We start from the raw sequence: 25,982 nt of genomic DNA, 5'->3' as shown, positions 1-25,982 counted from the left end.
TCAGATACTCAGTGCTCCGAACCCGCCCGGCTGGAAGTCGTAGTTCACCGGGACCTCGATCAGATACGGGCGGCCGAGCTCGGCTCCCTTGCGCAGCGCCGCGAGCAGCTCCTCGCGGGACGTGGCGCGCGAGGCCTCGACCCCGTTCGCCTCGGCGAGGCCCACGAAGTCGACGCCGGTGAACTTGACCGCCGGGTCGTGGGTACGGTGATGGCCGAGGTTCTGGTACAGCTCGATCAGACCGTTGGTGTCGTTGTTGACGACCACGGTGACGATCGGCAGGTTGAGCCGGGCGATCGTCTCCAGGTCGGCGCTGTTGGAGTGGAAGCCGCCGTCACCCGCGATCAGGAACGTGGGCTGGCCGGGACGTGCCATCTGGGCGCCGATCGCGGCCGGGATGCCGTAGCCGAAGCTGGAGCAGCCGGCCGAGGTGAGGAAGCCGAACGGCTGGTCGGCGCGGGCGAACAGCACCCCGTAGTGCCGGAAGAAGCCGATGTCGGACACGATCGTGCCCTCGGCGGCGTTCGCGGTCTCGGCCATGACGGTGTTCATCGAGTGGATGACCTGGTGGACGCGCATGCCGTCCTCGTACTGCTCCGGGTCCGAGAGGAACTCCGCGATCCGCTCCCGCAGCGGGGTGATGTCGTGTCTCTCCTTGGCGCTCAGGCCGGTCGTGGCCTTGTCCAGGTGGTTGACGAAGGCCAGGACGTCGGTGACCACGTCGAGGGTGGGGCGGTAGACCCGCGGGACGGGGTTGACGGTGGGGGAGACCCGCACGGTCCGCTTCTCGCCGCCGCGCTCCCACATGGAGGGACGCAGATCCTCGGCGTAGTCGTACCCGAGCGTGACGATGAGGTCGGCCGGACCGAACAGGGTCTCCAGGGCGGGGAAACCGAGGATGCCGTCCATGTAACCGGTGACCGCGCCGTAGTTCAGTTCGTGGCCGTGCGGCAGGACGCCCTTGGCGATGTACGTGGTGATGACGGGGATGTTCAGCCGCTCCGCGAGGGCCCGGATCGCGGGAACGGCACCGGACCGGATGGCAGCGGCGCCGACCACCAGCACCGGGTGTTCGGCGTCGCGCAGCATCGTCACGGCCCTGGCGGCAGCCGTGTGCCAGCCGTCGGCGACCGCACCGGTCGGCTTGGCCGGGGTGAGGGCCGGCGGCTGCGGCCGGTCCAGGTCGATGCCCTCCGCGGAGCCGAGCAGGTCGACCGGGAGCGAGATGAAGGACGGGCCGACCGGCTCGGTCATGGCCGCGGTCACCGCGGAGTCGACCAGGTCCGTGATCTCGTGCGGCCGCTGCAGCTCGACGGCGTACTTGGTCATCGGCTTGACGATCGACACCAGGTCCAGGCACTGGTGGGTGTCGTTGGGGAAGATGTCGTGCGACTCGGACTGGGCGGCCAGCGCGATGACGGGGGAGCGGTCGAGCACGGAGGTCGCGATGCCGGTGGAGAGGTTGGTCAGACCGGGGCCGAGCGTGGCCCAGCAGGCCTGGGGCCGGCCGGTGATACGGGCGAGGACGTCGGCGGCGACGCCGGCCGTGAACTCGTGCCGGGTGAGAACGAAGTCGATGCCCTCGACCTCGTCGAACAGGATCGACGCGGCCTCACGGCCGACCACGCCGAACACCGTGTCCACTCCGTGTTCGCGCAGCCGCTTCAGCAGCGCGTGCGCGGCGGTGGGCTTGTTGCTGGGTTCGGTGGAAACGCGAGACATGGTGCTCCAGTCGTTCAGCGGGGGATGGGGACCGGCACACCGTGACGCGACCGACTCTTGTGCTGCTCTCGCACGCCTATCGGGGAGCGGGCCGAGAGGGCCGCGAGACGGGTGGGGGTGAAGCTCCCCCGGGACCTTCACCAGCGGTGGATGTATGGCAGCAACGCCGGAGGGGAACGCGTCCAGGACGTGCCGTCCGACGCCTCCTTCCGGCCGTACGAGCGGATGCCGGCGCCACCGGAGAGCGACCCGCGCGCCCGGTGGACCGCCTCGCCTCCGGACACTTCCACGCCGCCACCAGCGCTTCCGGCAGCGGGGCCGTGCCGCCCGCCGCGGTGCGGGCAGCCGGGCCCCGAGGGCGCGGGCCGCCGGACCCCGGTGTGCCCCGCCGTTTCGCGGCGGTCGGCATCAGCCCGTCCCCCGGCCGCGCCCACCCGTCGAATTCACGCCTGCACTCGCCCTCAGGCAGAGCAAATTCAAGCCGAACGCCCGCATGCCCGCCGGGATTCTCGTTAACTTGTGGGCCAGGGCCGAGGACGCCGCGGTGGATGTTGCGGTGTGATCCCACCCCGTCCTCAGCAGCCCGCCATGTTCTTCACGGGCGGTCGGTCAACCGTGCCCCGGGCGAACGGAACCCGACGGTGGGGCGAACGCCCGGAGCCTTACCGGCCTCGGTGATCCGGACCGGCCCACGTCCACGTCGATGACGCCCCCGGTCCGTATGGCATACAGACCGCCGGGCTTGGGAGATGAGCACACGTGAACCTGAGTTACGTCCAAGTCGGTCCCGGTGACGGGAGACTCGTGGACTCCCTGTTCGCCCTGCGAACCGTGGCCGCGGAGGCGGACACCCCTCATCTGCCGGTCCCGTGCCGTACGGACCTGGTGGGTTCACTGGCCGTCGCGCCACCTGCCACCGAGGTGGAGGAGTGGCTGGTCTCCTCCAGTCGCGGAGTCAGTCACCCGGTCGCCACGCTGCGCCTGGAGTTCCCGATGGAGGAGGAGGCCTCGACGGTCTCCGTCCCTCATCTGGCCGTCCGGCCGGACCTGCGCCGGATGGGCATCGGCAGACGGGTCACCGAGTTCGCCTGGGCTCGTGCCAGGCTCAGGGACCGCCGGCGCGTGCTGTTCGCCGCGGAGGCCGGCACGGACAGCGGCCTGCTGCCCGCGCATCATCTGGCCCGCATCATCGGCGCGCGTCCCGCGATGCTGTTCGATCACCACCGCCTCGATGTGCGGCTGGCCCCGCCGCCGGCAGCGGTTCCGGCGGACTTCACCATGTGTTTCTGGGGGAACGCAGTACCGGAAGGACTGCTGGCCGAAGCCGCGCGGCTGGACGCCACCCTGTCGCCGGAGGTTCCCGCAGGTGGCGTCGGCCGCACGCCCAGGACCGCGTCGGTGCTCCGGGTCCGGGGCCTCGAGCAGATGCGGATCGCCCGCGGCAGGCGGGCCTATCAGGCAGGCATATGGCATGTGCCCACCAGCCGGCTGGTGGCGTGGTCCGCGGTGTCCATGACGTCCAGTGACTCCGAGCACGGTCTGCAGGCGGTCACCGTCGTGGACCCCGCGCATCGGCTCCTGGGGTTCGAGCGTCTGGTCCGGGCGTACAACCTCGCCTCGGTCCGGGCCTCCGAGGCGGCCTTCCGTACGCTCGACGTCTGGTACGACGCGGACGACGTACATCTGCGCCGGGTCAACGAGGAGTTCGGGTTCCGATCGGTCGGCACTCGGTATCTGTGGGAACTGCCCGTCTGAAGATGGTAGTTGAACCGATCGACTTCAGCCATTCCTGTTGCGTCCGGCGCGATGCGGAGAGAGGGACCGCATCGCCTTCGTGCCGGCCGCCGGGAGCGCCGGGGAATGGGAAGGTGTCGGCACCAGGCGTCATGAAGGGTCCGAATTACGCCTGCCGATTTCCGACTTACGGTGATGTGCGCACCGATGCTTACCAGTCAGAGCGCCTTTTCCCTCCACCCTCCCATCCGTCTCGGATCGGCCATCGGGGAGAAGTTGGAGAGCGTTGATTCCTATGGTGACTCCATGAACACGAGCGATGACTACCACCGGTACGGCGGGCACCGTCCCCGGCGCGGGATGCGGGGTGTCGTCGTGGTCACGGCAGGCGCTGTACTCGCCGGCGGTGGTTGGCTGGGCTACAGCAGGTTGTCCGGCGGGAACGGGCCCGACCCCCGGATCGGCGAAGCCCAGGCCGTGTTGGTGAAGTTCCTGGATGCCTGGAAGGCAGGGGACGCGTCGGGCGCGGGAGCGTACACGGATACCCCGGACAAGGCGGAGTCCCTCGTCGGGTCGGTCATGACGAATCTGAAGCCGTCGAAGACGGAGATCGAACCGGGCGAGGGGAAGAAGCGCTCGGAGGGAGATGTCCGCTTCCCTTTCACGGTGCGCATGGAGATTCCCGGCGTGGGCGCCTACGGCTGGAAGTCCGGGGCGGACGTGCGGAACAGGTCCGGCAAGTGGGCTGTGGTGTTCAGCACCCCGGTGATCCACCCGGCGATGGTGCCGGGACAGACGCTCGCTCTGAAGTCGCAGGAGACCCGCGCCCGGGTCCTCGACCGGAACGGCGAAGTACTTCAGGCCCCCTCGCTCGTCGGGACCGTCGACGAGAGCACCGGCAAGGGCGTCTCCGGCCTTGAGGCGCGCTACGACAAGCAGCTCTCCGGCGGGAGTCCGGCGAGCAAGGCCGTGGTGGTCGCGGACCGGCAGTCCGGGGGTGTCGTGAAGCCACTCAGCGGGACGGAGGCTGACGAGGCCGAGCCCGTGAGGACGACGATCGATCCGGACGTCCAGCAGGCGGCGGCCGAGGCGCTGTCCGGTGTGCGGAAGAACGCGGCGATCGTGGCCGTCGACCCCCGGGACGGGCACATCCTCGCCGCGGCCAACCGCCCCGGTGGGATGAACCGTGCGCTGGAAGGGAGGTATCCGCCGGGTTCCACGTTCAAGGTCGTCACCGCGGCGGCCCTGCTGAAGCAGGGGATGCGGCCGACGGATGTGGGCGACTGTCCCAAGTTCGCCTACGTCGACGGCCAGCGCTTCGAGAACCAGAACCAGTTCGTGCTGGCGCCCGGATCGACCTTCAGGGACTCCTTCGCCAAGTCCTGCAACACCTTCTTCGTCGGGGCGCGCGGCAAACTGTCCGACACCTCGCTGCACGACGCGGCGCGGGCCTTCGGTATCGGAGGCACCTGGGACGTGGGGGCCGTCACGTACGACGGGAGCGTGCCGGTCAACAACAGTGACAACGACAAGGCCGCGTCGGTGATCGGCCAGGCCAGGGTCCAGGTCTCGCCCCTGGTGATGGCGTCCATCGCGGCGACGGTCAAGCAGGGGACGTTCCACCAGCCCGTTCTGGTGCCCGACGCGGTGAAGAAGACCTACCGGGCGCCGGCGGACCTGGACCGGACGGTGGTGGGCAGCCTGCGCGAGATGATGCGCGCGACGGTGACGTACGGGGCCGGCTGGGCGTTGAAGGACCTGCCGGGTGAGCCGCACGCGAAGACCGGTACCGCGGAGTTCGGCAGCGCCAGACCTCCGCGTACCCATGCCTGGATGATCGGCTACCAGGGAGACCGGAACCTCGCGTGGTCGGTGCTCCTGGAGGACGGCGGTTCCGGCGGCTCTGACGCGGGGCCGATCGCGGCGAAGTTCCTCAAGGGCCTGCGGTGATTGACGGCGTGCCGGGCCGGCGCCCCCGGAGAAGCGGTCCGGGGGTGTCCGGGTGAGTACCCCCTGCCAACGTTGTCAGCGGATGTGGCCCACCCTGAGAGGAATTGAATGGAAAGCGACTTTTCGTGGGCATGGATATTTTCCGCAAGATGTCCACTCTTTGTTCATCCGGTGTGAACTCATTGAGGGGTGTGGGATTATGGCCCGTTCGGACATCAAGATGTGATATAAAATGCAGTGGTCACGGATAGCTGACAGCCCGGCAGGGTACTGAGGTTCCTGATCGGGCATCCGGGGAATGTGTATCAGTTTCGCGTTCCCCCATTCTCGACATATTCCGTTGATTTGGGGGATGCCATGAACAGTGCCAGCCGTATGAGTGTCCAACTTCTCGGTCCGGTGGCCCTGATGAACGGTGACAGCCGAGTCCTGGTACGCGGGCAGCGGCAACTGAGGTTCCTGGCCACGCTCGCACTGCGGCCCGGGCAGGTCGTCTCCAAGGAGATCCTCATCGAGGAGTCCTGGGACGGCGAACCGCCGCGCACCGTCTCGGGTCAGCTGCAGACCTCGGTCTGGATGATCCGGGGGGCCTTGAGGCAGGCGGGCGCCGCGTGCGAGGTGCTCACCTCCCACGACCTCGGCTACCAGCTCCTGGTGTCCCCCTGCGACGTGGATGTCTTCGCCATGAGGGAGACCATCCAGCACGTCCGGAGTCTGTTCGGCAGGAGGGACTTCAGGGGCGCGGCCGACGAACTGGACACCGCGCTCGGAATGTGGCGCGGCTCGACGATGGCCGGAGTGACCTCCAGTCGGCTGCGGCTTCGCGCGGGCGCTCTTGACCGGGAGCGAATGGCCGCTGTGGAACTTCGCGCGCTGATCGACATAGAGCTGGGCAGGTTCGACGACGCGATAGCCCGGCTGACCGAGCTCACCGAGCAGGAGCCGCTGCGCGAGGACCTGTATGTGGGACTGATGCGCGCCTACTACGCGGTGGGCCGGCAGGCCGATGCCATTCAGGCCTTCCACCGGGCCAAGGGGCTCCTGCGGGAACAAATCGGAATCGCCCCCGGGGAGAAGTTACGCCGGGTGATGCAAGCTGTGCTGCAACAGGACGAAAAGATCCTGAATTCGTACTGACGGTTGCCTGATACATGTGTGCGGCCGCCCGTCGCGCAGGTGGGAAGACGCGGCGGACGACCGGTTCCGGCCGGCGGCCGTCGCCGCCGGAACCGCGCCGTCCCTCGGCACTGCCCGGCCGGCCAGGGCGGTTGCCCGGCCCGGGTGCCGGCCCGCCCCCCTTTCTCCTTCTTGCGCCCGGCCACTCCTTCCTCGGTCCGGCGCCCCGTCGGCATGCCCTGAACCGCTCACGGCAGGCCGCCCGGCGCGTGGCGTGAGCGCTCCGGCGTGCGGCGCCGTCTCCCCGGCCCGGACGCCGGCGAGCGGGAGACACCGCGGATAGAGCGCCGAGAGAGGCCCTTCCCATCATGGGGCGTCGAAGGCACCACACGGCCCAGCGGAAGACGGGTCCGGATGCGGACCTGTCCGGCTGCGCGGTGGCCGCGCCGGGCGGCCTCGTCCGGCACGACTCCCGGGAAGGCGGGACTGTTTCAGCACGGCCGACACCCTCGTGACCCCGGGCTCCTGCGCAGACGAGTCAGGCCGGGGCAAGGAGCACCGAGGCCTGCTGACACCCGTGAGCGGTGACGCGCAAGCCGCCGCCCGCCGAGGCCGTCCGAACTCCCGTAACCGGATCCCGCCGGGGTTTCCCCCGGCCGAGGGGGCCGGTGCCCGGGTGTGGTTCCACGCCCTGATCAGGGCGTGATCATGGAAGAAAGGCAGAGAGTTGAGACGCAGCATAGTGAGATATGCGCGCGTTCCGCTGACTACGGTCGTCGCATTCGCGGTGGCCTGCGGAGTCGGTACGACGCAAGCGTACGCGGGCGCGGTGCCGCCCGGCGCGGCGAACGGGTGGTCCTCGCCGGCCACGCGGGCGGCCGGGGACACGAAGAAGCCGGACGACAGGCCCCGTTGGGTTCCCGCCAAGGAGCGGACCGCGGTACTGGGCAAGAACTACCGGTCCTCATCGGACCAGGCGTTCACCACGTCGGGCGATGCCACGGGATTCCACGTGATGGTGGCCGACGAGAAGGACGGCTACCGGTGGAAGTCCGCCGCCGCGCTGTCCGAACCCGGCTTCGACACCGACACCTGGATCGGCAACGCCTGTGTGACCGAGTCCGGCAAGTTCGCCGCCGTGGCGTACGCGCCGCGCACGTTCACGAACAAGGCCGAACTGATGAGCCGTGGCGCGTTCACCGCCATCGTCGACCTGGGCAGCGGCGAAGTGCGGAAGCTGCCGTTCCAGGCCACCCTCGGCTACTTCTCCCCGGGCTGCGGGACGGGCGAGGACATCGTCTTCTCCCAGTTCAGCGACGAGGAGACGTCGAAGAAGAACCAGACCCGACTGGTCACCGTCGACGCCCGCACGGGGAAGGCCGCGAAGGCGACGGTGGCCGGGGAGGTCACCTCGGCGGTCCCCGCCGACGGCCGGATCCTCGCGGCACGGGGCGCCCAGATCGTCTCCATCAACGGGTCGAAGGTGCGGACGGTGGCGCATACCCATGCCACTCCGTTCCAGCTCAAGCCGGACGCCGACGGCGGTGTCACGTTCATCGACCGTCTCCCGGGCGGCAAGGCCGCGTCGTCCTCCGACGACCGGGCCGCGGTCTCACGCGTCACCGCGTCGGCCGTGCGCACAGCGAACGGCAAGGCGAAGGCCGCCAGGCTCGCGCAGGGCGGACTGTCCGGATTCGACCTCACCCGGACGCCCGGAGGAACGGTCTACGTCACCGGCCGGGCCGACAGCACCGGGACGCTGCCCGCCGCGGTCCGCAACCCGGGCGGGATCGACAAGGACGCCCGGATCTCCAGCCACGGAGCCGCCGCGGTCACCACGGCCTGGGCGGACGGCAAGGATTCCCGGATCACGCAGCAGGACTCCCTCTCCCCGCGTACCGCGCGGATCACGCTGAAGGCCCTGGACACCGGCAAGAAGGTCGTCCTGGACGCCTTACCGGGCGACGCCCTCGGCGGCGACAGCGCCCAGCGCGCGGCCACCGCGGCCAGCCCGGCCCTGACCGCACGGGCGGCGTCGGGCGGCATCACCACGCTGTCGACGGTCGACACCGACCGCACCTGCTCGGTACCGCGGAACGACCCGAAGAAGCAGGCGTTCCAGCCGACTCCGCGACAGATCGAGTGGGCCGTGGACCAGGCCGTCGTCGGCACCCTCAACTTGGGCGCGACCAGGGCGGCGAACTGGAAGAACACGGGCATGCCCGCGTACGCGCCGCAGTCGCTGTTCCCGCTCCAGTCGCTGAACGGCGGCAGCGGTGCGGACTGGCACATCCCGTCGCAGGTGATGCTCGGCGTCACCGCGCAGGAGTCGAACATGTGGCAGGCCACCCGGTACGCGGTACCGGGCGTCTCGGCGAACCCGCTGGTCGGCAACTTCTACGGGGTCGTGTACTCCTCCGACGGCTCGCAGACCGACCCGTGGGCGATCGACTGGTCCAAGTCGGACTGCGGTTACGGCGTCACCCAGGTCACCGACGGCATGAGGCTGCCGGGCAAGGGCCAGCCGACGAAGACGACGACGGAGCAGGAAGCCATCGCCCTCGACTACGCGGCCAACATCGCAGCCGGCGTGAACATCCTGGTCGAGAAGTGGAACCAGACCCGCGCCGACGGAATCATCATGAACGACGGCAGCCCGAAGTACATCGAGAACTGGTTCGCCGCACTGTGGTCGTACAACACCGGCTACCACCTGAAGTCGGACGCAGGCATCAACGCCGGCAAGTGGGGCCTGGGCTGGACGAACAACCCGGCGAACCCGCTGTGGAAGGAGAACCGCACGCCGTTCCTGGAGAGCGCGACCGGCGGTGACGACTACAGCCACGCCGCGCACCCCCAGGACTGGCCGTACGAGGAGAAGGTCATCGGCTGGGCGGCGCGCCCGATCTCCGCGATGTTCAAGCCCGGTGACTTCGAGCCCGGTTACCGCGCCGCATGGTGGACGCTGGCCACGGACCGTACGGCCGCCAAGCCGCCGATCGGTCTGTTCTGCGACAGCAGCAACAACTGCAACCCGTCGAAGATCAGCACGGACGCGACGAACGACACGGGCGGCGGCCCGTGCCTGCTGCCGGGTGATCCGAACGAGTCGGACCCGCTGTACCTGAAATGCTGGTTCACCAAGGCCGCAACGTGGAAGAACTGCACGTCACTTGCACAGTGCGGCAATGCGATTCACCGGTTCGACGACACCTATCCGGAGCAGCCGGACGCCACTTCGTACCCGCCGCGGTGTTCGGCCGGCCTGCCCGCCGGAACGAAGATCGTGGACGACGTGCCCAACGGCACCACTCCGACCGGGGCTTCGACCCGCTCGTGCGGTGCCGTCTCCTCCTCGGGTACGTTCGACTTCGCCTTCGGCAGCCCGTCGGGCCGGATCGACCTGCATCAGATCGGTGCGGCGTACGACAACCACTTCTGGTTCTCGCACACCAACAAGGAGGGATCGTCCGACGCGAGCCGGCTGAAGGCCACCGGCACCTGGACGCTGGGCACGGCGGACCGGGGCTGGATGCGCGTCTGGGTCCATCTGCCGGACCACGGTGCGCACACCCGCCAGGCGGTCTACACGGTGGGCGGTACGAACTCCACCAGCGCCAAGCGGGTGAAGCCGCAGCGGGTGATGCAGAACATGTGGGTGCTGCTGGGCGCGTTCAACTTCACCGGCACCCCGACGGTGTCCCTGTCGAACGTGACACAGGACGGCAAGGGCACGGAGGACGTCGCCTGGGACGCTGCCGGGTTCGAGCCGCTGGGCGGCAAGCCGGCCAACCAGGTCGTGGCCATGGGTGACTCGTACTCCTCGGGTGAGGCCGCCACGGAAGGCGGCGGCGACGACTACTACCCGGAGTCCGACTACTACGACGAGTCTCAGCCCGACACCGAGGACAAGTGCCACCGGTCGACGTACGCGTGGTCCCGTCAGGCCACGCTGCCGGGTGCCTCGAAGTCGATCGGGCAGATGGCCGACGACCGCGACCCGAACATGGACTACCAGTTCGTCGCCTGTTCCGGTGCCCGCCACTACAACATCCTCCGCGACGGGCAGAACGGTGAGCTGCCGCAGATCGAACAGGGGTACCTCGACCAGAACACCACTCTGGTCACTCTGTCGATCGGCGGTAACGACGCCCGCTTCGCCGACATCGTCCAGGAGTGCATCACGGCTCTCACCGTGTGCAACAACAACTCCATCGACGCCGTCGACCCGGACAACGGGCAGAAGACGGGCAGCGGGACCGGGGATCTGGACCAGTGGGCGCCGACATGGCTCCACGACCAGATCAGGCCGCGCCTCGCCACCACGCTCAATGAACTCCACAAGCGCGCGCCGAACGCGAAGATCGTGCTGATGGGCTACCCGAAGCTCCTGGAGAAGGACGGCAGTTGCGTTCTGGGCATCGGTACCGAGGAGGCGCCGTGGCTGAACGAGATGGCCGACACCCTGGCCACGGAGATGCAGGGCGCGGTCAATGACGCCAACACCCTGTACGGCGCGAAGGCGGTCTTCTCCGACCCGCGTGACGAGTTCGCCGGCAAGGCGATCTGCGGTGACCCGGAGACGGTGAACGGCATCGTCCTGTCCGGCCATTCACAGGCGGACAACCGGGACCCGGACTGGCTGCCGGGCAACATCGCACCGTCCATGAAGTCCTTCCACCCGAAGATCGCGGGTGCACGTCTGTACGCCGACAGCCTGGAACACACGCTCCAGGGGAATTGACCCGGGGGTCCGTCCCACCGGTGAGGGGGCCTGAGTACACGTACTCAGGCCCCCGTTCCCGTGCTGCGAAAGAGTGAGGGTATGGCGAAACAGAAGTTGGCACGCTGCGCGGCGGGCGTCGCCGTCTCGGCGGTGTCCGCCGGCGCCTGTTACCGGGTCTGGGCTTCAGGAAGGGAGTGGGCGCAGGACGTGAGCCGGGCGGACCCGGACACGATGTTCGCCGGTTCGCTGGAGTCGCTGCTGGCCACGGCCGCGGGGCTGCTGCTGATGCCGGTGCTGCTGTGGGCCGGCATGCGCCTGCTGCGGCAGCGGGGAAACCACTTGTTCGTACTGGGCGGCGCCGTGGCCTGGGCATTCGTCGGGGGCCACGTGGTCGAGTCCGCCGTCGGCACCGGTGCCACGGCCGGTTTCCTGGCGCTGTTCGCCCTTCTCGGCGGCCTGCTGGCCCTGGTCAGGACACCCGGTTGAGACCCGGGAGGTTCCGGACGGCCCGTCGGAGGTGCACCGGGCAGGACCTGCCCGCAGCCCCGCGTACACAGGGTGAGGCCCTGCCCTGTTTTCGGTCACGGACGGTGGGGGACGGTGACCGGGCATCAATTTGTCACCGGTGAAAAGGGAAAAGCACCTATGAAGCTGTCGACGGGGAGTCCGTCCAAGGCCGTGCTGCGCGGCGCCGTCGTCGCGGCGATGACCGTGGCACTCGCGGGACCGGCGGCGGCCGCCACCGCCGCGGCCCCCACAGCCACTCCGCCCGGTCTCTCCTGCGACACCGGAAAGCACGAGGTCGACGACTACACGGGATACGCCCTGTGCCGGAACAACGGCAGCACGGCGCGGACCTTCTGGGTGCATCTGGTCTGCGGCTGGTCACCGGACGTGGACGGTGAACACGTCACCCTCAACCCGGGCCGGTCCGGCCAGTCCACCGCGCACTGCGCCGGCATCGGCACCGGGATCGGCGAGATCAGCGTCCAGCCCTGAAACGGCGCCGCCCGGCCGGTGCGAGCGGGCCGGTGCACAGGCCGACGGCGAGTCCGGGGTTCCCGCCCGCCCGGAAGCCGCCGGGGCCCGCCGGCCCCGATCGTCGCCCGGACGGCGGGGAATCCCGCGGCCCGCCGGTTCGGCCGAACGGGCGCCGAGCGGTTGAGTGGACCGCCCACAGATGATTACCCTCCAGTAGTTCGTTCGGGCGGACAGTGCGGACACGCACCGATTTCCGGAAGGCGGCAGCTCATGTCCTCAGCAGAGTTCACGGAGTCGGCCGGGCTGGCGGACAGCGCGCGCGAGCTCGCCGAAGGCCGGACCACGTCGCTGCAGCAGGTGTCCGCGGCGCTCGCACGCATCGAGGCCAGCCAGGGCACTCTCAACGCCTTCCGTCACCTCCGCGCCGACCCCGCGCTCGCCGAGGCGGCCGACGCCGACCGGCGCCTCGCGGCGGGGGAGCGGCTGCCGCTGCTCGGGGTGCCGGTGGCCGTCAAGGACGACACCGACGTCGCCGGGATGCCCACCTACTTCGGCTGCCGCGGCGACCTGCCCTCGGCCGTCGCTGACGGCGAGGTCGTCCGCCGTCTCCGGGCCGCCGGAGCCGTGATCGTCGGGAAGACCAACTCCTGCGAACTCGGCCAGTGGCCCTTCACGGAAGGCCCTGCCTTCGGTGCCACCCGCAATCCGTGGAACACCGGGCACACACCCGGTGGCTCGTCCGGAGGTTCGGCCGCGGCCGTCGCCGCCGGGCTGGTGCCTGCCGCGCTCGGCTCGGACGGCGCCGGGTCCGTCCGGATCCCTGCTGCCTGGACCCATCTCGTCGGCATCAAACCGCAGCGCGGCCGGATCTCCGTCCACCCCCACCACGATGCCTTCCAGGGGCTGACCGTCAACGGGCCACTGGCCAGAACGGTCGCCGATGCCGCGCTGCTGCTCGACGCGGTCGCCGGGCCGCACCCCGACGATCCGCACCGCCCCCCGCCCGTCGCGGCATCCGCCGCCGCCGGCCGCGACCCCGGCAGACTGCGGATCGCCCTCGCCTGGCGGCCGCCGCTCACCCTGACCCGTACCGCCCCCCATCCCGACGTACGACGGGCCGTCGCCGCGCTCGCCGAGGCGCTCGCCCGGCTCGGCCATCACGTCGAGGAGGCCAGGCCCCGTTACGGGCTGATCGGTTTCGACTTCGTCCCCCGCGCCACCGCCGGGATCGCCGAACTCGCCGCGCTCCACCCCGAGCCCGCCCTCCTCGACCCGCGCACCCGCAGCGCCCTGCGCACCGGCACCTGGCTCGGAGGCAGAGTGGTGCGGGCGGCCCGGGCCCGGGAGGTGCGCCAGCACCGCAGGATCGGCGCGTTCTTCCACACCTCCCGCGCGGGGGCCCGGTACGACGTGCTCCTCACCCCGACGACCGCCGCGCCACCGCCCCGGATCGGCACCTTCGACGGGCTCAGCGCCTGGCGCACCGACGTGGCGATCACCGAGGCATGCCCGTACGCGTGGCCGTGGAACGTCCTGGGCTGGCCGGGCATCAGTGTCCCGGCGGGGTTCACCCCGGAGGGGCTTCCCGTCGGCGCCCAGCTGCTCGGTCCCTCCCGCAGCGAGGAGCTGCTGATCTCCCTCGCGGCCCAGCTGGAGGCCGACCGGCGCTGGTACGAGCACCGGCCGCCCGCCCCGCAGACCTCCGACGCGCCGCCGGTCAGAGCGGACGGCGGGCGCTGACCACCCACACCCCCGCTCCGAGCAGCACACCCTCCGCCGTCTCGTACGGCAGCAGCGCGTCCGTCATCGCCGCCCGGGTGGCGTCGGAGACGGTGAGTCCCGGTGTCCGGGAGACGAAGAAGTCCACCGCGTCCGCGGCGTCCCGCCCCCAACAGGTCGTGGATGTCACGGACGTCAGACCGATCCCCTCGAATCCCGCCCCGTCCAGCACCTGCCGGACGCGCTCCGGGTCCGAGAGGGAGGCCATGGCCACGGCCACCGCGTTCTCCGCCGCGTGCTCCCGTCCCAGCAGCGAGGCCAGCAGTCCGAGCGCCTTGCGCTCCGCACCGTCCGGCGACGCGGGCTGCGGGCAGATGAAGGCCAGCCGGCCGCCGGGCCGCAGGGCGCGCGCGATGTTGGTGAACGCCGCGACGTGGTCGGCGAAGAACATCACGCCGCCCCGGCTGATCGCCACGTCATAGCCGTCCGGCTCGAAGGGATGGACCTGGGCATCCCCCAACTCGTAGGTGACGGAGGGGAATGCGGCCGAATCGGTGAGGGCCCTCGCGCGTTCGACGAGCGGCACCGAGACATCGACGCCGGTGACCCGTCCGCCGGGGGCGCGGCGGGCGGCGATACGTGTCGAGACTCCGCTGCCGCAGCCGATGTCCACGACATGGTCCTCCGGACCGATCGCCGCGGCGTCGAACAGTGGTTCGTCGAAGGCGGCCACCATGGCGTCGTACCGTTCGGGATGGTCGGCCCAGTGCCGGCCGATCGGTCCGTTCCAGGCGTCGGTGACGGTCATGCGTGCTCCTCGGTCCGAGTGGGCAGGGTGGCCTCGACGCGCTCCACGGCGCAGACCGCGCCGAACGCGATCAGACGGACCAGGCGGTCATCGGTGACCGACGGCCCCCTCCAGGCCGCCACGTCCTCGTCGGTGATCCGGTACGGGGCACGCGCCGCGAGCAGTGCGAGCCGCGCCCCCGGCCGCTCCGCCCGGTCCGGCAGCCCCTCGCCGTGCAGCGGGAGCGGCGCGACACCGTCCCAGGCCGCCACCGAGGCCCGGACCAGCGCCGAGTCCTCGTCGCCGAGCAGCTCAGCGCCACGGTGCGCCGCGGCCCGCAGCGCACCGAACGCGGTGCCGGCCGGGGTGTCCGCCGCCCACCCGGGAGCCGTGCCTGCCGTCTCCAGCAGGGCGAGGCTCTCACCGGGAACCAGCCGGCGGCGCACGGTGCGGGCGAGCGAGCGGCCCGCGACGCTCCGCACCAGGCGGTACCTCTGGGCGCCGCCGGGCAGCGTGTCCTCGGTCAGCAGCGACGACACGATCCGGTTGATGAAGTGGAAGGCGAGCGCCGTCCCGATGTACTCCGGTGCCTGCGCGGCAGGGAAGGGCCGCGGCGTGCTCATGTCCTTGCCCCACGCCAGCAGCCTGCGGTGTCCGGGATCGTCGGGCAGGTCGCCGCGGGCGATCGTCTCGGCCAGCCGGTGGTCGCCGGTGGCGTGCAGCAGCATGGTGTGCGCGGCCACGCAGAACGGGCAGCGGTTGACGAGTGACACCCCGGCCGCCGCCACCTCCTTCCCGGTCCGGGGCGCCTGACCGGTCAGCAGGGACTCCCGCAGCAGGGCCCAGGCGGCGGCCAGCAGGTCCGGCGCAGCGGACAGGACGACGAAGGTGGGGGCCCGGTCGATGCCGAAGTCGGTGGCCAGTTGTTCGTACACGCCGGCGACCACTCCGGCCGCCGATCCGGGCAGTTCGGGCGAGGTGTATCGGAAGGGTCCAGTCATGGGGACGATGCTCGCGCGGCGAACGGCGCCGGGTCGTCGTACGGCCGGAGGCAGTCGAGGGTGGGACCGGACGACGTGAAACGGCCTCGACTACTGCCCCGGGAGTAGCGCGAACCCCGTCTCGCAGGATGATGTCCACGCCCGTGCACCGGAGTTAAGGTGCGGCTCATGCGGGGGAACATCGACCGGCGGACCCGTCTGCTGGACACGGCGCTCGCCGTCGCGATCGCCGCGGCGGTACTCGCCGCCGCCTGCGTCGCCGCCACCCCGGACGCACTCGGCCTGACGCTGATCGCGGCCGGTTCGCTGGCCCTCGCCGAGCACCGGCGGGCGCCGCGCGCGGTCCTCGCCGTCACCACCGCCTGCATGCTCGGGTACACCGCGCACGCGCACCCGGGCAGCTGGGCGGCGTTCCCCGTGCTGGCCGCCGTGCACACGGCGGCGCGCAGCGGGCACCGCGGGTGGGGCGTCGCCGCGGGCGCCGTGTTCCTCTGCGGATACTTCACGGCTCTGATCGGGGCGGCACCGGGGGCGCAGGAAACCGTCGAACGGACACTTCTGCTGCTCGGCTGGTTCCTCTGCGCCGGAGTCACCGGACTCGTCGACAGGAACTGGCAGGCATACCTGCACCAGACCGAACAGCGGGCGCTGGAGGCCGAACGCACGCGCGACGAAACGGCGTTGCGCCGGGCCGGGGAGGAGCGGCTGCGGATCGCCCGGGAGCTGCACGACTCGCTGACCCACTCCATCTCGATCGTGAAACTGCAGGCGGGCGTCGCCGTGCATCTCGCCCGTAAGCGGGGGACGGGGGTGGATCCCGCACTGCTCGCCATCCAGGAGGCGAGCGGCGAGGCGATGCGGGAACTGCGGGCGACCCTGGAGGTACTGCGCACCGACGTCGTCGAGCCGGGTACCGGACTCGACCGCATCGACGAGCTGGCCGAGCGGGCCCGTGCCGCGGGCATCGCGCTCGCCGTCACGGTCACCGGCGTCGAACGGCCCCTGCCGTCGGACGTCGACCGGGCCGCGTACCGCATCGTGCAGGAGGCCCTCACCAACGTGGCCCGGCACGCCGACCGTGCCCGTACGACCGTCCGGCTCGCCTACGGGAGGACGTCGTTGACCGTGAGCGTCGAGGACCACGGTCCGGGTGCCCCGGGCGGCTTCGTGACCGAGGGGACCGGGCTCACCGGTATGCGCGAACGGGTCACGGCCCTCGACGGCACCCTGGACGCCGCGCCGCGCGCGGGCGGCGGCTTCTTCGTACGCGCCGAACTGCCCCTGCGGACGGCGGGAACCGCCTGATGAACCGCGAAGACGCCATCCGGGTGCTGATCGTCGACGACCAGGCACTGATGCGGGCCGGGTTCCGCGCCCTCCTCGATGCCGAGGACGGCATCGAGGTGATCGGGGAGGCCGCGGACGGACGCCGCGCGGTGGAACTCGCCCGCGAACATACCCCGGACGTCGCTCTCGTCGACGTACAGATGCCCGTGCTGTCCGGTATCGAGGCCACCCGGGAGATCGCCGCCGACCCCCGGCTGTCCGGTGTGCACGTCGTCATCCTCACCAACTACGGCCTCGACGAGTACGTCTTCGAAGCGCTGCGCGCCGGCGCGGCGGGCTTCCTTCTCAAGGACACCGAACCCGCCGAACTCCTCCGGGCCATCCGGGTCGCGGCCCGTGGCGACGCCTTGCTGTCGCCCGCCGTCACCCGGCGCCTGATCGGCGAATTCGTCTCCCGGCCGCCCGACCGTGCCACCGCCCCCGGGTTGGAGGCGCTGACCCGCCGCGAACGCGAGGTGACCGCACTCGCCGCCCGGGGCCTGACCAACGAGGAGATCGCCGCGCACATGGTGATCAGCCCGTTCACCGCGAAGACCCACATCAGTCGGGCCATGACGAAGCTCGGCGCCCGGGACCGGGCCCAACTCGTGGTGTTCGCCTACGAGTCGGGTCTTGTGACCCCTCGGGATCCGCGCCTTTGACCGGGACGGCCGGTTTTCTCCGGGGCCGGCCCGCCCGACCGTAACGATCCTCTTCTCCTTCGCCAGGTCGGACAGGTAGCCTGGCCAGCCGCAGCGCGATTTGACGTCGGCATGACAGCTAGGTGGGCGATCAGTGGCGGGTCCGGCGCAGAGCACGACCGATGCGTGCCAGCACGATGATGAGGCCGCCACCCGTATCGCCGTCATCGGTCTGGCGTGCCGCTTCCCCGGGGCGCGTGACGCGGACGAGTTGTGGCGGAACCTGCTCTCCGGCACGGACTCGGTCACCCGCCGCACCGGACCGGAGGGCGTGGCGGCCCGGGGCCTGCTCGACAGCCCCGAGTGGTTCGACGCGGGGTACTTCGGCGTCTCGCCCAGGGAGGCCCGGGTCATCAACCCGCAGCAACGGGTTCTCCTGGAGTGCGCCGTGACCGCGCTCGAGAACGCCGGCTACGACCCCGCCCGTCACCCCGGCCGCATCGGCGTGTACGCGGGCAGCAGCGAGAACGAGTACGCGCAGATCCTCAAGGCGCAGCGGGCGCAGCTGCCCTCGGTGTCGGACTGGGAGATCCGGGTGGCCAACGGGCCCGACTTCCTGTGCAGCAGGATCGCCCACAAGCTGGGTCTGCGCGGTCCCGCCGTCACCGTCCAGGCCGCCTGCGCCACCTCGCTGGTAGCCGTGCACCTGGCGGTGCGGGGTCTGCTGGACGGCGACTGCGACCTCGCCCTGGCCGGCGGCGTCACGGTACGCGTCCCGTTCCGCCTCGATGCGTCCGACGAGGTGGGGATCCAGGCGCCGGACGGCGTCGCCAGGGTCTTCGACGCCGGCGCCCGCGGGGTCGTGGGCGGCGACGGAGCGGGCATCGTGGTGCTCAAGCGGCTGGCGGACGCGCTGGCCGACGGGGACCGGGTGGACGCGGTCATCCGTGGTTCCGCGGTGAACAACGACGGCGCCGACCGGATCGGTTTCACCGCCCCCGGAGTCGACGGGCAGGCCGCGGTGATCGAGCAGGCGCAGCGCGCGGCGGGGATCGAGGCGGGATCCTGCACCTACGTGGAGGCCCACGGCACCGGTACCCCGCTCGGTGACCCGGTCGAACTCGCCGCCCTGACCCAGGCGTTCAGGCGCGACACCGAGCGCCGGGGATTCTGCGGGATCGGATCGGTGAAGACCAACATCGGGCACACCGACGCCGCCGCGGGCGTGGCCGGGCTGATCAAGACGGTTCTGGCGGTGAAGCACGGGGTCATCCCGCCCAGTCTGCACTTCACGGTGCCCAACCCGGAGATCGACTTCGAGACGAGTCCGTTCCGCGTGGTCACCCGGCGGCAGGACTGGCAGCCGCAGGGGGTGCCGCGGCGCGGCGGCGTCAGCTCGTTCGGCGCGGGCGGCACCAACGCCCATGTGGTCGTGGAACAGCCGCCGGTACGGCCCGACCCCGAACCGGCCGACCTTCGCTGGCAGTTGCTTCCGCTGTCGGCGAGGACGCCCACCGCGCTGGATACCGTCACCGGCCGCCTTGCCGAGCACCTGGGCGCGGAGCCCGGGCAACCGCTCGCGGGTGTCGCCTGGACGCTGCAGGCCGGACGCCGCGAGCAAGGCCACCGGCGGTTCGCGGTGGTCCGCGATCATGCGGACGCCGTACGGGTGCTGACGGGTGATCAGTCGGCCGGGCTGATCACCGCGGACCGGGAGACTCGGTCCCGGCCGTTGCTCCTCCGGTTCCCGGCGACGGTAGACCCCCTTGCAGACAGGGACACTTGGGCGCGTCTCCAGGGCAGCGAGCCGGTGTTCCGGCACGCTGCCGGCGACTGCGGCGCGCAGGAGGCGTTCAAGGACGGTGGCAACGAGCCGGGCCCGCTCGTCGCGTTCGCGGGACAGTACGCACTGGCGTGTCTGTGGCAGCACTGGGGAGCCGAACCGGCCGCGGTCGCGGGCGAGGGCATCGGCGCGCTGGTGGCGGCGACCGTGGCCGGGGTGTTCCGGCCGGCCGACGCGGCCCGCCTCGCGGTGCAGGCCGCTGCCGGACCGGAGACCTCGCGGCTCACGGAGCTGATCGGACGAATCGGCCCGCGCGCCCCCCGGATCCCCCTCGGCGCGGCGGCCGGAGGGAGACGGACGTCCTCCGCGCAGGCCACGGATCCGGCGTACTGGGCGGAGCGTCTGAGGATGTCGTGGCGACCCGGCGACCCGGCGCCCGCCCTGCCCGACGACCCGGACCGCACGGTGCTCGACGTGGAGGCCGGGCGGGTGCCGGGTGACGAGCAGGGCGTGCTCCGCGTACTCGGGCAGCTCTGGCTGTCGGGTGCGCGGATCGACTGGGCGGGGGTGCACGAGGGCCGGCCTCCCCGGCGGGTCGCTCTGCCGGCCTACCCCTTCGAACGGCAGCGTCACCTCGTGGAGGCGGCGGTGCCAGGACCTGACGCAGGTTCCGCCGCCGTCCCCGTACCGGCGTGGTCCGCGGGGGCCGGAACGCTGGACCGGGTGGCCGCGCTGTTCGCCGAGATCCTCGACCTGCCGGACGTCGAACCGGACGACAGCTTCTTCGACCTCGGGGGCGACTCACTCATCGCCACCCAGTTCGTGGCACGGGCGCGCCTGGTCTTCCCGGTCGAACTCGTACCCCGGACACTCTTCGAGGCCCCGACGGCGGCGGAGCTCGCCGCCCTGATCGACGAGCGCGCGGCCGCGGGTGGTGAGCGATGACGCGATGGGCCGTCCGCCGGCACAGGCGGCCGGACGCGGTCACCTCCCTCTACTGCTTCCCGCACGCCGGCGGGTCGCCGGGGGAGTACGTCCGCTGGTCCGACGACCTGCCCGAGATGCAGGTCTGGGGAGTGCACCTGCCCGGCCGGACCACCCGGCTGGCCGAGCCGCCCTTCACCCGCATGGAACCCCTGGTGGACGCCCTGGTGTCGGCCGTCACCTTCGACGGACCCTTCGTCCTGCTCGGCCACAGCCTCGGGGCGCTGGTGGCGTTCGAGGTGGCGAGGGAGCTGCGCAGACGGGGGCGGCCCCAGCCGGACCGGCTGATCGTGTCGTCCTGCCCCGCTCCGCCCCCGCCGCCCGTCCGGCAGTCGGTCCGCGGCCTTCCGGACGACGTGCTGCTGGACGGGATCGAGCGGCAGGGGGGCGAGTCGATGGACCACCTGCGTGACGATCCGGGCCTGCGGGAGCACGCACTCGCCGCCTACCGGGCCGACTTCGCCCTCCTGGAGAACTACCACTACGTGCCGGACGACCCGCTCGACCTCCCGATCACCGCCCTGGCCGGCGCGGAGGAACCAAGGGCGCAGCAGGCCGGCGGCTGGGCCGCGCACACCAGCGGTCCGACGGAGCTGAGGCTCGTGCCCGGGGGGCACTTCTACTTCCGCGAGGAGCGACACGAGACGCTGCGCGTCCTGCGGGAGACCGTTTTCTCGACGAAGGGGAGGCCTTGAGTGGACCGGATAGGCGTGGTGGGCGCGGGCACCATGGGCAGCGGGGTGGCGCAGCTGTTCGCCGAGGGCGGGCACGAGGTCGTGCTCGTGGACGTCGCGGACCACATCCTCGAAGCGGCACTGGCCGGCATCAGCAGGCACGTACGGCTTGCGCCGCTCATCCGCCCCGGGACGCCACCGCGGCCGCCGGAGGAGGTCACCGGGCGCATCCGTTTCACCACCGACCTCAAGCAGCTGTGCCAGGTGGACTATCTGATCGAGAACGTCACCGAGGACTGGGGGATCAAGCGCCCGCTCTACGCCGAGCTGGACGCAGTGTGCCCGCCGCACGTGCCCTTCGGCGTCAACACGTCCGCCATCCCCATCACCCGGATCGCGTCGGCCACCGGGAGAGCGGACCGGGTGATCGGGACACACTTCATGAACCCGGCCCCGCTCAAGCCCACGGTCGAGCTCATCCGCGGTCACCACACCTCGGACAGCACGGTCGCACACACGCAGTCACTCCTCGACGGAGTCGGCAAACGGCACGTCGTGGTGGCCGATTCCCCGGGGTTCGTGACGAACCGGGTCCTGATGATCACGCTCAACGAAGCGATCTTCACGCTCCACGAGGGTGTCTCCACCGCCAGGGACATCGACCGTCTGTTCAAGGAGTGCTTCGGGCACGCGATGGGACCGCTGGAGACCGCGGACCTCATCGGGCTCGACACCGTGTACCTCTCGCTCCAGGTCCTGTACGAGGACTTCAACGACCCCAAGTACCGTCCCTGCCCGCTGCTGCGCAGGATGGTCGACGCCGGCCTGCACGGCAGGAAGACCGGTCAGGGCTTCCATTCGTACGAGCGCTCGAACGAGCCCTCCGACAAGTCGGGAGACCGCCAGCATGGCTGAGGACGACAAGGACCGGATACGCGACTTCATCGCCACGCATGTGCACGACGTGGAGGTGGACGACGACGAGGACCTCTTCGCCGCCGGGCTCGTGAACTCGCTCTTCGCCGTACAGCTCGTCATGTGGGTCGAGCGGACCTTCGACCTCCAGGTGAGCGCCAAGGAACTCGACTTCGCGAACTTCTCGACGGTCGACGCGATCGCGGGCTTCGTGGCCGGCAAGCGGACCCCGGCCGGAGACGGCGCGTGGACTTCGAACTGACCGTCGAGCAACGCGCGCTCCGCAAGGAGGTGATCGCGTTCGCACAGCAGGAGCTCGGCCGCGACGCGGCCGCGGACGACCGCGAGGGCCGCTTCCCCCGGGAGGACTGGCGCCGGTGTGCGGAGTTCGGCGTACTCGGCTGGCCGGTGCCCGAGGAGTACGGGGGGCGCGGTTTCGACCCGCTGACCACGATCGTCGCCCTGGAGGCGCTCGGTTACGGCTGCCGTGACAACGGACTCGTGTTCGCCGTCAACAACCATCTCTGGGGCTGCGCGATCTATCTGCTGCTGCACGGCACGGAGGAGCAGAAGCAGCGCTACCTGAGACCCCTGAGCGCGGGCACCCTGATCGGTGCCCACGCGCTGTCGGAGCCCGAGGCGGGCTCGGACGTCCTCAGCATGACCACCACCGCTGAACGCGACGGTGACGGCTACCGGTTGCACGGGACCAAGTGCTTCATCAGCAACGGTCCGGTCGCCGACGTCTTCGTCGTCCTCGCCCGCACCGGCGACGGGGCGCGGGCGCAGGACCAGCTGTCGGCGTTCGTCGTCACCAGCGACATGCCCGGTGTCGTCAAGGCGCGCGAACTGCCGAAGATGGGGCTGCGGACCACACCGATGGGGATCGTCGAATTCGACGGCACCCCGGTGCCTGCGGCGAACCTGCTCGGGCGGGAGGGCGCCGGCTACCCGGTCTTCACCTCGACCATCGAATGGGAGCGGTCCTTCATGTTCGCACCCCAGGTGGGCGCCATGGAGCGGATCCTGGAGACCTCGGTGCAACAGGCCAATTCCCGGGAGCAGTTCGGGCGCACCATCGGCACCTTCCAGGCCGTCTCGCACCCGATCGCGGACATGAAGATCCGGCTGGAGCTGGCCCGGACGCTGCTCTACCGGATCGGATGGCTGAAACGGGAGGGCCGGCTGGCGCTGCTCGAAGCCACGATGGCCAAGATCTTCATCAGCGAGAGCCTGGTGCAGACGGCGATGGGAGCGGTGGAGGTGCACGGAGCACGTGGATACCTGACCGACGACGGGATCGAGCGGGAGCTCCGCGACGCGCTCGGCGGCCCCATCTACGCCGGGACGAACGCCGTGCAGCGCGGCATCCTCGCCGAGCTGCTCGGAGTGCGCGGGGCGCTCTCCTCGGGCGGGCCCCGATGACCAGGATTCCGCTCGCCGCACCGGTGCCCGCGACACTCGCCGATGAGCTCGCCAAGCGCGTCTACTTCGTCTCGGACACGATCACCGGCTTCTCCCTGGTCCGTTCCGGGGACGAGATCACGGCCGTGGACGTGACCACGCGTGCGGCGGCCGGCGCCGTCGACCCCGGTGAACTCGCCCGCAAGCTCCACCTCGTCGTCGCGAACGACGTGGTCGGCCAGCGGTTGGTGGAGCCGAAGGTGGTCTGGCGTGCCGCCGCCCCGGGGGCGGTCCGGGACGTGTTCGGCGAGCTGCTGGCCCAGGGGGCCGCCACGGAGGCCGGTGAAGGTCAGATCGCCCTCGGCGAGCCCGTCCTGTCGCTGATGGACCATCTCGACCGGGAGATCCGGGCCCTGGTCATGGAAGAGTTCGGGGCACGGGAGTTCCGCTATCCCACGCTGATCCCGTCCGACGCGCTACGCCGCACCGGCTACTTCGAATCGTTCCCGCAACTGCTCATGTTCGTCTCCCGGCTGCACGGCGACGCCGACGCCTACCGGGGGTTCCTCGACACCATCGCCGACGGCGGCGATCTCTCGGAGGGGCTGCGCGCGCACGGCGGCGGCTTCGACCACTGTCTGCCGCCGACCATGTGCTTCCACACGTATCACCAGTACGCGGACCGCCCGCTGCCGTCCGGGTCACTGGTGGTGACGTCCCGGGGGAAGTCGTTCCGGCACGAGTCCCGGTACAGCCGTTCACTGGAACGGCTGTGGGACTTCACGATCCGGGAGATCGTGTTCCTCGGATCGCCCGAATTCGTCCTCGGCGCCCGCACCCGGCTGATGGAACGCACCTACGCCCTGGTGGAGTCACTCGGTCTGGGAGGCCGGTGCGAGGTCGCGGGTGACCCGTTCTTCCTCAACGACGCCACCGCGGCACGTGCCTGGTCGCAGCGGCTGCTCGAGCTGAAGTACGAGCTGCGGCTGCCGCTGGACGGGGAACGCGACGTCGCCGTCGGATCCTTCAACTACCACGAACAGCTCTTCGGGAAGTCGTTCGGGATCCGGAGCAGTACGGACGAGGCCGTCTTCACCGGCTGCGCCGGCTTCGGGCTCGAACGGTTCGCCTACGCCTTCCTGTGCCGGCACGGCGTGGACCCCGCAGACTGGCCCGCAGCCGTCAGGGAGGCGGTGGCGCCATGACCGTGCACCCCCGTCTGCTGACGCTCTCCGCCCCGACGTCCGAGGCGCTGGAACGGGCCACCGATGAGCTCGCGGGGCAGCTGGAGAGCCTGGACGACGCCGGGTTCGCCGGACTGCCGGCGGTGCCGGCCGGGCAGGCCCCACCGGGTTCCGTACGGCGGGCGGTCGCGGCGAGCACCGCGGCGGACGCGGCGCGACGACTGCGTAAGCGCGATCCACGAAGGGTGTCCACCGGCGGTCCGGGCTCCCGGTCGTCCCGTGTGTTCCTGTTCTCCGGGGTCGGGGACCAGTACCCCGGGCTCGGCGCCGGCCTCTACCGGTGTCTGCCGGCGTTCCGTGAGGAACTCGACCGCTGTTTCGGGCTGCTTGCCACCGACCACAACCTGGACCTTCGCCCCGTCCTGTTCCCGCCGGACGCTCCGGCGGCACCCGGCGACAGCGGCCCCCCGGGCCTGGCCGCGCTCTTCGACCGGCGTGAGACCGCGCAGGAGATCCACCGCACGGTCGTGGCCCAGCCCCTGATGTTCTCGCTCCAGTACGCGCTGGCCCGCGCCCTGACCTCCCTCGGCGCCGGGCCGACCGTCCTGGCCGGCTACAGCATCGGTGAGTACGCGGCTGCCTGCATCGCCGGTGTCCTCCCGCTCGACCACGCCCTGCGCCTGGTGACGTGCCGCGCCCGGTTGGTGGACGAACTGCCCGGCGGTGCGATGCTCGCCGTCATGGCCGGACCGGAGCCCCTGCGGCCGTATCTGGGCGGGCCGGTGTCACTGGCCGCGCTGAACGGCCCCGGGCAGACGGTGCTCTCCGGGCCGGTCGAGGAGATCGAGCGAACCGCACGGCAGCTGACCGACGCGGGGCTGGCCTGCCGGCGCCTGGCCACGTCGCACGCCTTCCACTCGGCGATGACGGAGCCGCTGACCGAACCTCTGGAGAAACTGCTCGGGACGCTCCCGCTCCGCCCGCCGGCCCTGCCCGTCCTGTCGAACGTGACGGGCACCTGGCTGCGCGACGAGGAGGCGACCAGCCCCGCTTACTGGGCGGGGCAGCTGAGCCGGACGATCCGGTTCGCCGACGAGGTGGCCGAAGTGTGGCGGCTCCCCGACCCGCTCCTGGTGGTACTGGGCCCGGGGCAGGCGCTGGCCGGTCTCGCCCTGCAGAACCCGAACCGTCCGGCGGACGCGGCGAGGTCCGTCGTGCAGACCCTGCCCGGCCAGTTCGAGAGCCGTACGGAGCGCGAGCTGCTGCTCACCGCCACCGGTCAGCTCTGGGCCGCGGGAGTGGAGATCGACTGGCACGGACTGCGGGAGGGGTGAA

General features: G+C 71.0%; 19 protein-coding genes. 16 read left to right on the top strand and 3 right to left on the bottom strand.

Features of this window, described 5'->3' with window-relative positions; translation table 11 throughout:
• Positions 1-1,722: a thiamine pyrophosphate-binding protein gene (locus ACFVXE_RS01470; RefSeq protein ID WP_389668032.1), complete on the bottom strand. Its 1,722-nt coding sequence runs from the start codon at positions 1,720-1,722 to the stop codon at positions 1-3.
• Positions 1,723-2,526: 804 nt separating this feature from the next.
• Here ACFVXE_RS01470 and ACFVXE_RS01465 point away from each other — a divergent pair.
• The 7 genes from ACFVXE_RS01465 (at position 2,527) to ACFVXE_RS01435 (ending at position 13,969) form a co-directional block, all read left to right on the top strand.
• Complete coding sequence (locus ACFVXE_RS01465) at positions 2,527-3,477, top strand: hypothetical protein (protein ID WP_389668030.1); 951 nt, start codon at positions 2,527-2,529, stop codon at positions 3,475-3,477.
• Positions 3,478-3,762: 285 nt separating this feature from the next.
• Positions 3,763-5,406, top strand: a complete 1,644-nt coding sequence (locus ACFVXE_RS01460) for a penicillin-binding transpeptidase domain-containing protein (RefSeq protein ID WP_389668028.1) — start codon at positions 3,763-3,765, stop codon at positions 5,404-5,406.
• A 375-nt stretch (positions 5,407-5,781) separates the two neighbouring features.
• Entirely contained in the window at positions 5,782-6,543 is a 762-nt protein-coding gene (locus tag ACFVXE_RS01455) for a BTAD domain-containing putative transcriptional regulator (protein WP_389668027.1), read from the top strand.
• Positions 6,544-7,249: 706 nt separating this feature from the next.
• Positions 7,250-11,266 (top strand): SGNH/GDSL hydrolase family protein, encoded by a 4,017-nt coding sequence (locus tag ACFVXE_RS01450; RefSeq protein WP_389668025.1) that lies wholly within the window; start codon positions 7,250-7,252, stop codon positions 11,264-11,266.
• An 81-nt stretch (positions 11,267-11,347) separates the two neighbouring features.
• A complete protein-coding gene (locus ACFVXE_RS01445) occupies positions 11,348-11,734 on the top strand; it encodes a hypothetical protein (protein ID WP_389668023.1) in 387 nt (128 codons plus the stop codon).
• A gap of 159 nt (positions 11,735-11,893) precedes the next feature.
• Positions 11,894-12,247, top strand: a complete 354-nt coding sequence (locus ACFVXE_RS01440) for a hypothetical protein (RefSeq protein ID WP_389668022.1) — start codon at positions 11,894-11,896, stop codon at positions 12,245-12,247.
• A 252-nt stretch (positions 12,248-12,499) separates the two neighbouring features.
• Positions 12,500-13,969 carry an amidase gene (locus ACFVXE_RS01435; protein ID WP_389668020.1) on the top strand — a complete coding sequence of 490 codons (1,470 nt, stop codon included), beginning with the start codon at positions 12,500-12,502 and terminating at the stop codon, positions 13,967-13,969.
• Here the strand turns inward: ACFVXE_RS01435 and ACFVXE_RS01430 are convergent.
• Complete coding sequence (locus ACFVXE_RS01430; RefSeq protein WP_389668018.1) at positions 13,947-14,756, bottom strand: class I SAM-dependent methyltransferase; 810 nt, start codon at positions 14,754-14,756, stop codon at positions 13,947-13,949. The two genes, ACFVXE_RS01435 and ACFVXE_RS01430, sit on opposite strands and share 23 nt — an antisense overlap.
• Entirely contained in the window at positions 14,753-15,736 is a 984-nt protein-coding gene (locus ACFVXE_RS01425; RefSeq protein ID WP_389668017.1) for a carboxymuconolactone decarboxylase family protein, read from the bottom strand. The genes ACFVXE_RS01430 and ACFVXE_RS01425 overlap by 4 nt, the downstream gene beginning before the upstream one ends.
• A 168-nt stretch (positions 15,737-15,904) precedes the next feature.
• Here ACFVXE_RS01425 and ACFVXE_RS01420 point away from each other — a divergent pair, with 168 nt between their 5' ends.
• From ACFVXE_RS01420 to ACFVXE_RS01380, 9 genes are all read left to right on the top strand, one after another.
• Positions 15,905-17,041, top strand: coding sequence for a sensor histidine kinase (locus ACFVXE_RS01420; protein ID WP_389668015.1), 1,137 nt, complete (start codon positions 15,905-15,907; stop codon positions 17,039-17,041).
• A complete protein-coding gene (locus ACFVXE_RS01415; RefSeq protein ID WP_389668013.1) occupies positions 17,041-17,724 on the top strand; it encodes a response regulator in 684 nt (227 codons plus the stop codon). The genes ACFVXE_RS01420 and ACFVXE_RS01415 overlap by 1 nt, the downstream gene beginning before the upstream one ends.
• A gap of 133 nt (positions 17,725-17,857) precedes the next feature.
• Positions 17,858-20,431: a type I polyketide synthase gene (locus ACFVXE_RS01410; protein ID WP_389668012.1), complete on the top strand. Its 2,574-nt coding sequence runs from the start codon at positions 17,858-17,860 to the stop codon at positions 20,429-20,431.
• Positions 20,428-21,165: a thioesterase II family protein gene (locus tag ACFVXE_RS01405; protein WP_389668010.1), complete on the top strand. Its 738-nt coding sequence runs from the start codon at positions 20,428-20,430 to the stop codon at positions 21,163-21,165. Before ACFVXE_RS01410 ends, ACFVXE_RS01405 begins: the two co-directional genes overlap by 4 nt.
• Entirely contained in the window at positions 21,166-22,059 is an 894-nt protein-coding gene (locus tag ACFVXE_RS01400) for a 3-hydroxyacyl-CoA dehydrogenase family protein (RefSeq protein WP_389668008.1), read from the top strand. It begins immediately after the preceding gene.
• Positions 22,052-22,321 carry a phosphopantetheine-binding protein gene (locus ACFVXE_RS01395; protein ID WP_389668007.1) on the top strand — a complete coding sequence of 90 codons (270 nt, stop codon included), beginning with the start codon at positions 22,052-22,054 and terminating at the stop codon, positions 22,319-22,321. The genes ACFVXE_RS01400 and ACFVXE_RS01395 overlap by 8 nt, the downstream gene beginning before the upstream one ends.
• Positions 22,306-23,484, top strand: coding sequence for an acyl-CoA dehydrogenase family protein (locus ACFVXE_RS01390; RefSeq protein WP_389668005.1), 1,179 nt, complete (start codon positions 22,306-22,308; stop codon positions 23,482-23,484). The genes ACFVXE_RS01395 and ACFVXE_RS01390 overlap by 16 nt, the downstream gene beginning before the upstream one ends.
• Positions 23,481-24,668, top strand: coding sequence for a hypothetical protein (locus ACFVXE_RS01385; protein WP_389668003.1), 1,188 nt, complete (start codon positions 23,481-23,483; stop codon positions 24,666-24,668). Before ACFVXE_RS01390 ends, ACFVXE_RS01385 begins: the two co-directional genes overlap by 4 nt.
• Positions 24,665-25,981 (top strand): acyltransferase domain-containing protein, encoded by a 1,317-nt coding sequence (locus tag ACFVXE_RS01380; RefSeq protein ID WP_389668002.1) that lies wholly within the window; start codon positions 24,665-24,667, stop codon positions 25,979-25,981. Before ACFVXE_RS01385 ends, ACFVXE_RS01380 begins: the two co-directional genes overlap by 4 nt.
• The last annotated feature ends 1 nt before the right edge of the window (position 25,982 follow it).

The organism is Streptomyces sp. NPDC058231 (assembly GCF_042882275.1).
Taxonomy (GTDB): domain Bacteria; phylum Actinomycetota; class Actinomycetes; order Streptomycetales; family Streptomycetaceae; genus Streptomyces.
The sequence above is the reverse complement of the archived record's forward strand: the minus strand, read 5'-3'. Positions and strand labels throughout refer to the sequence as shown.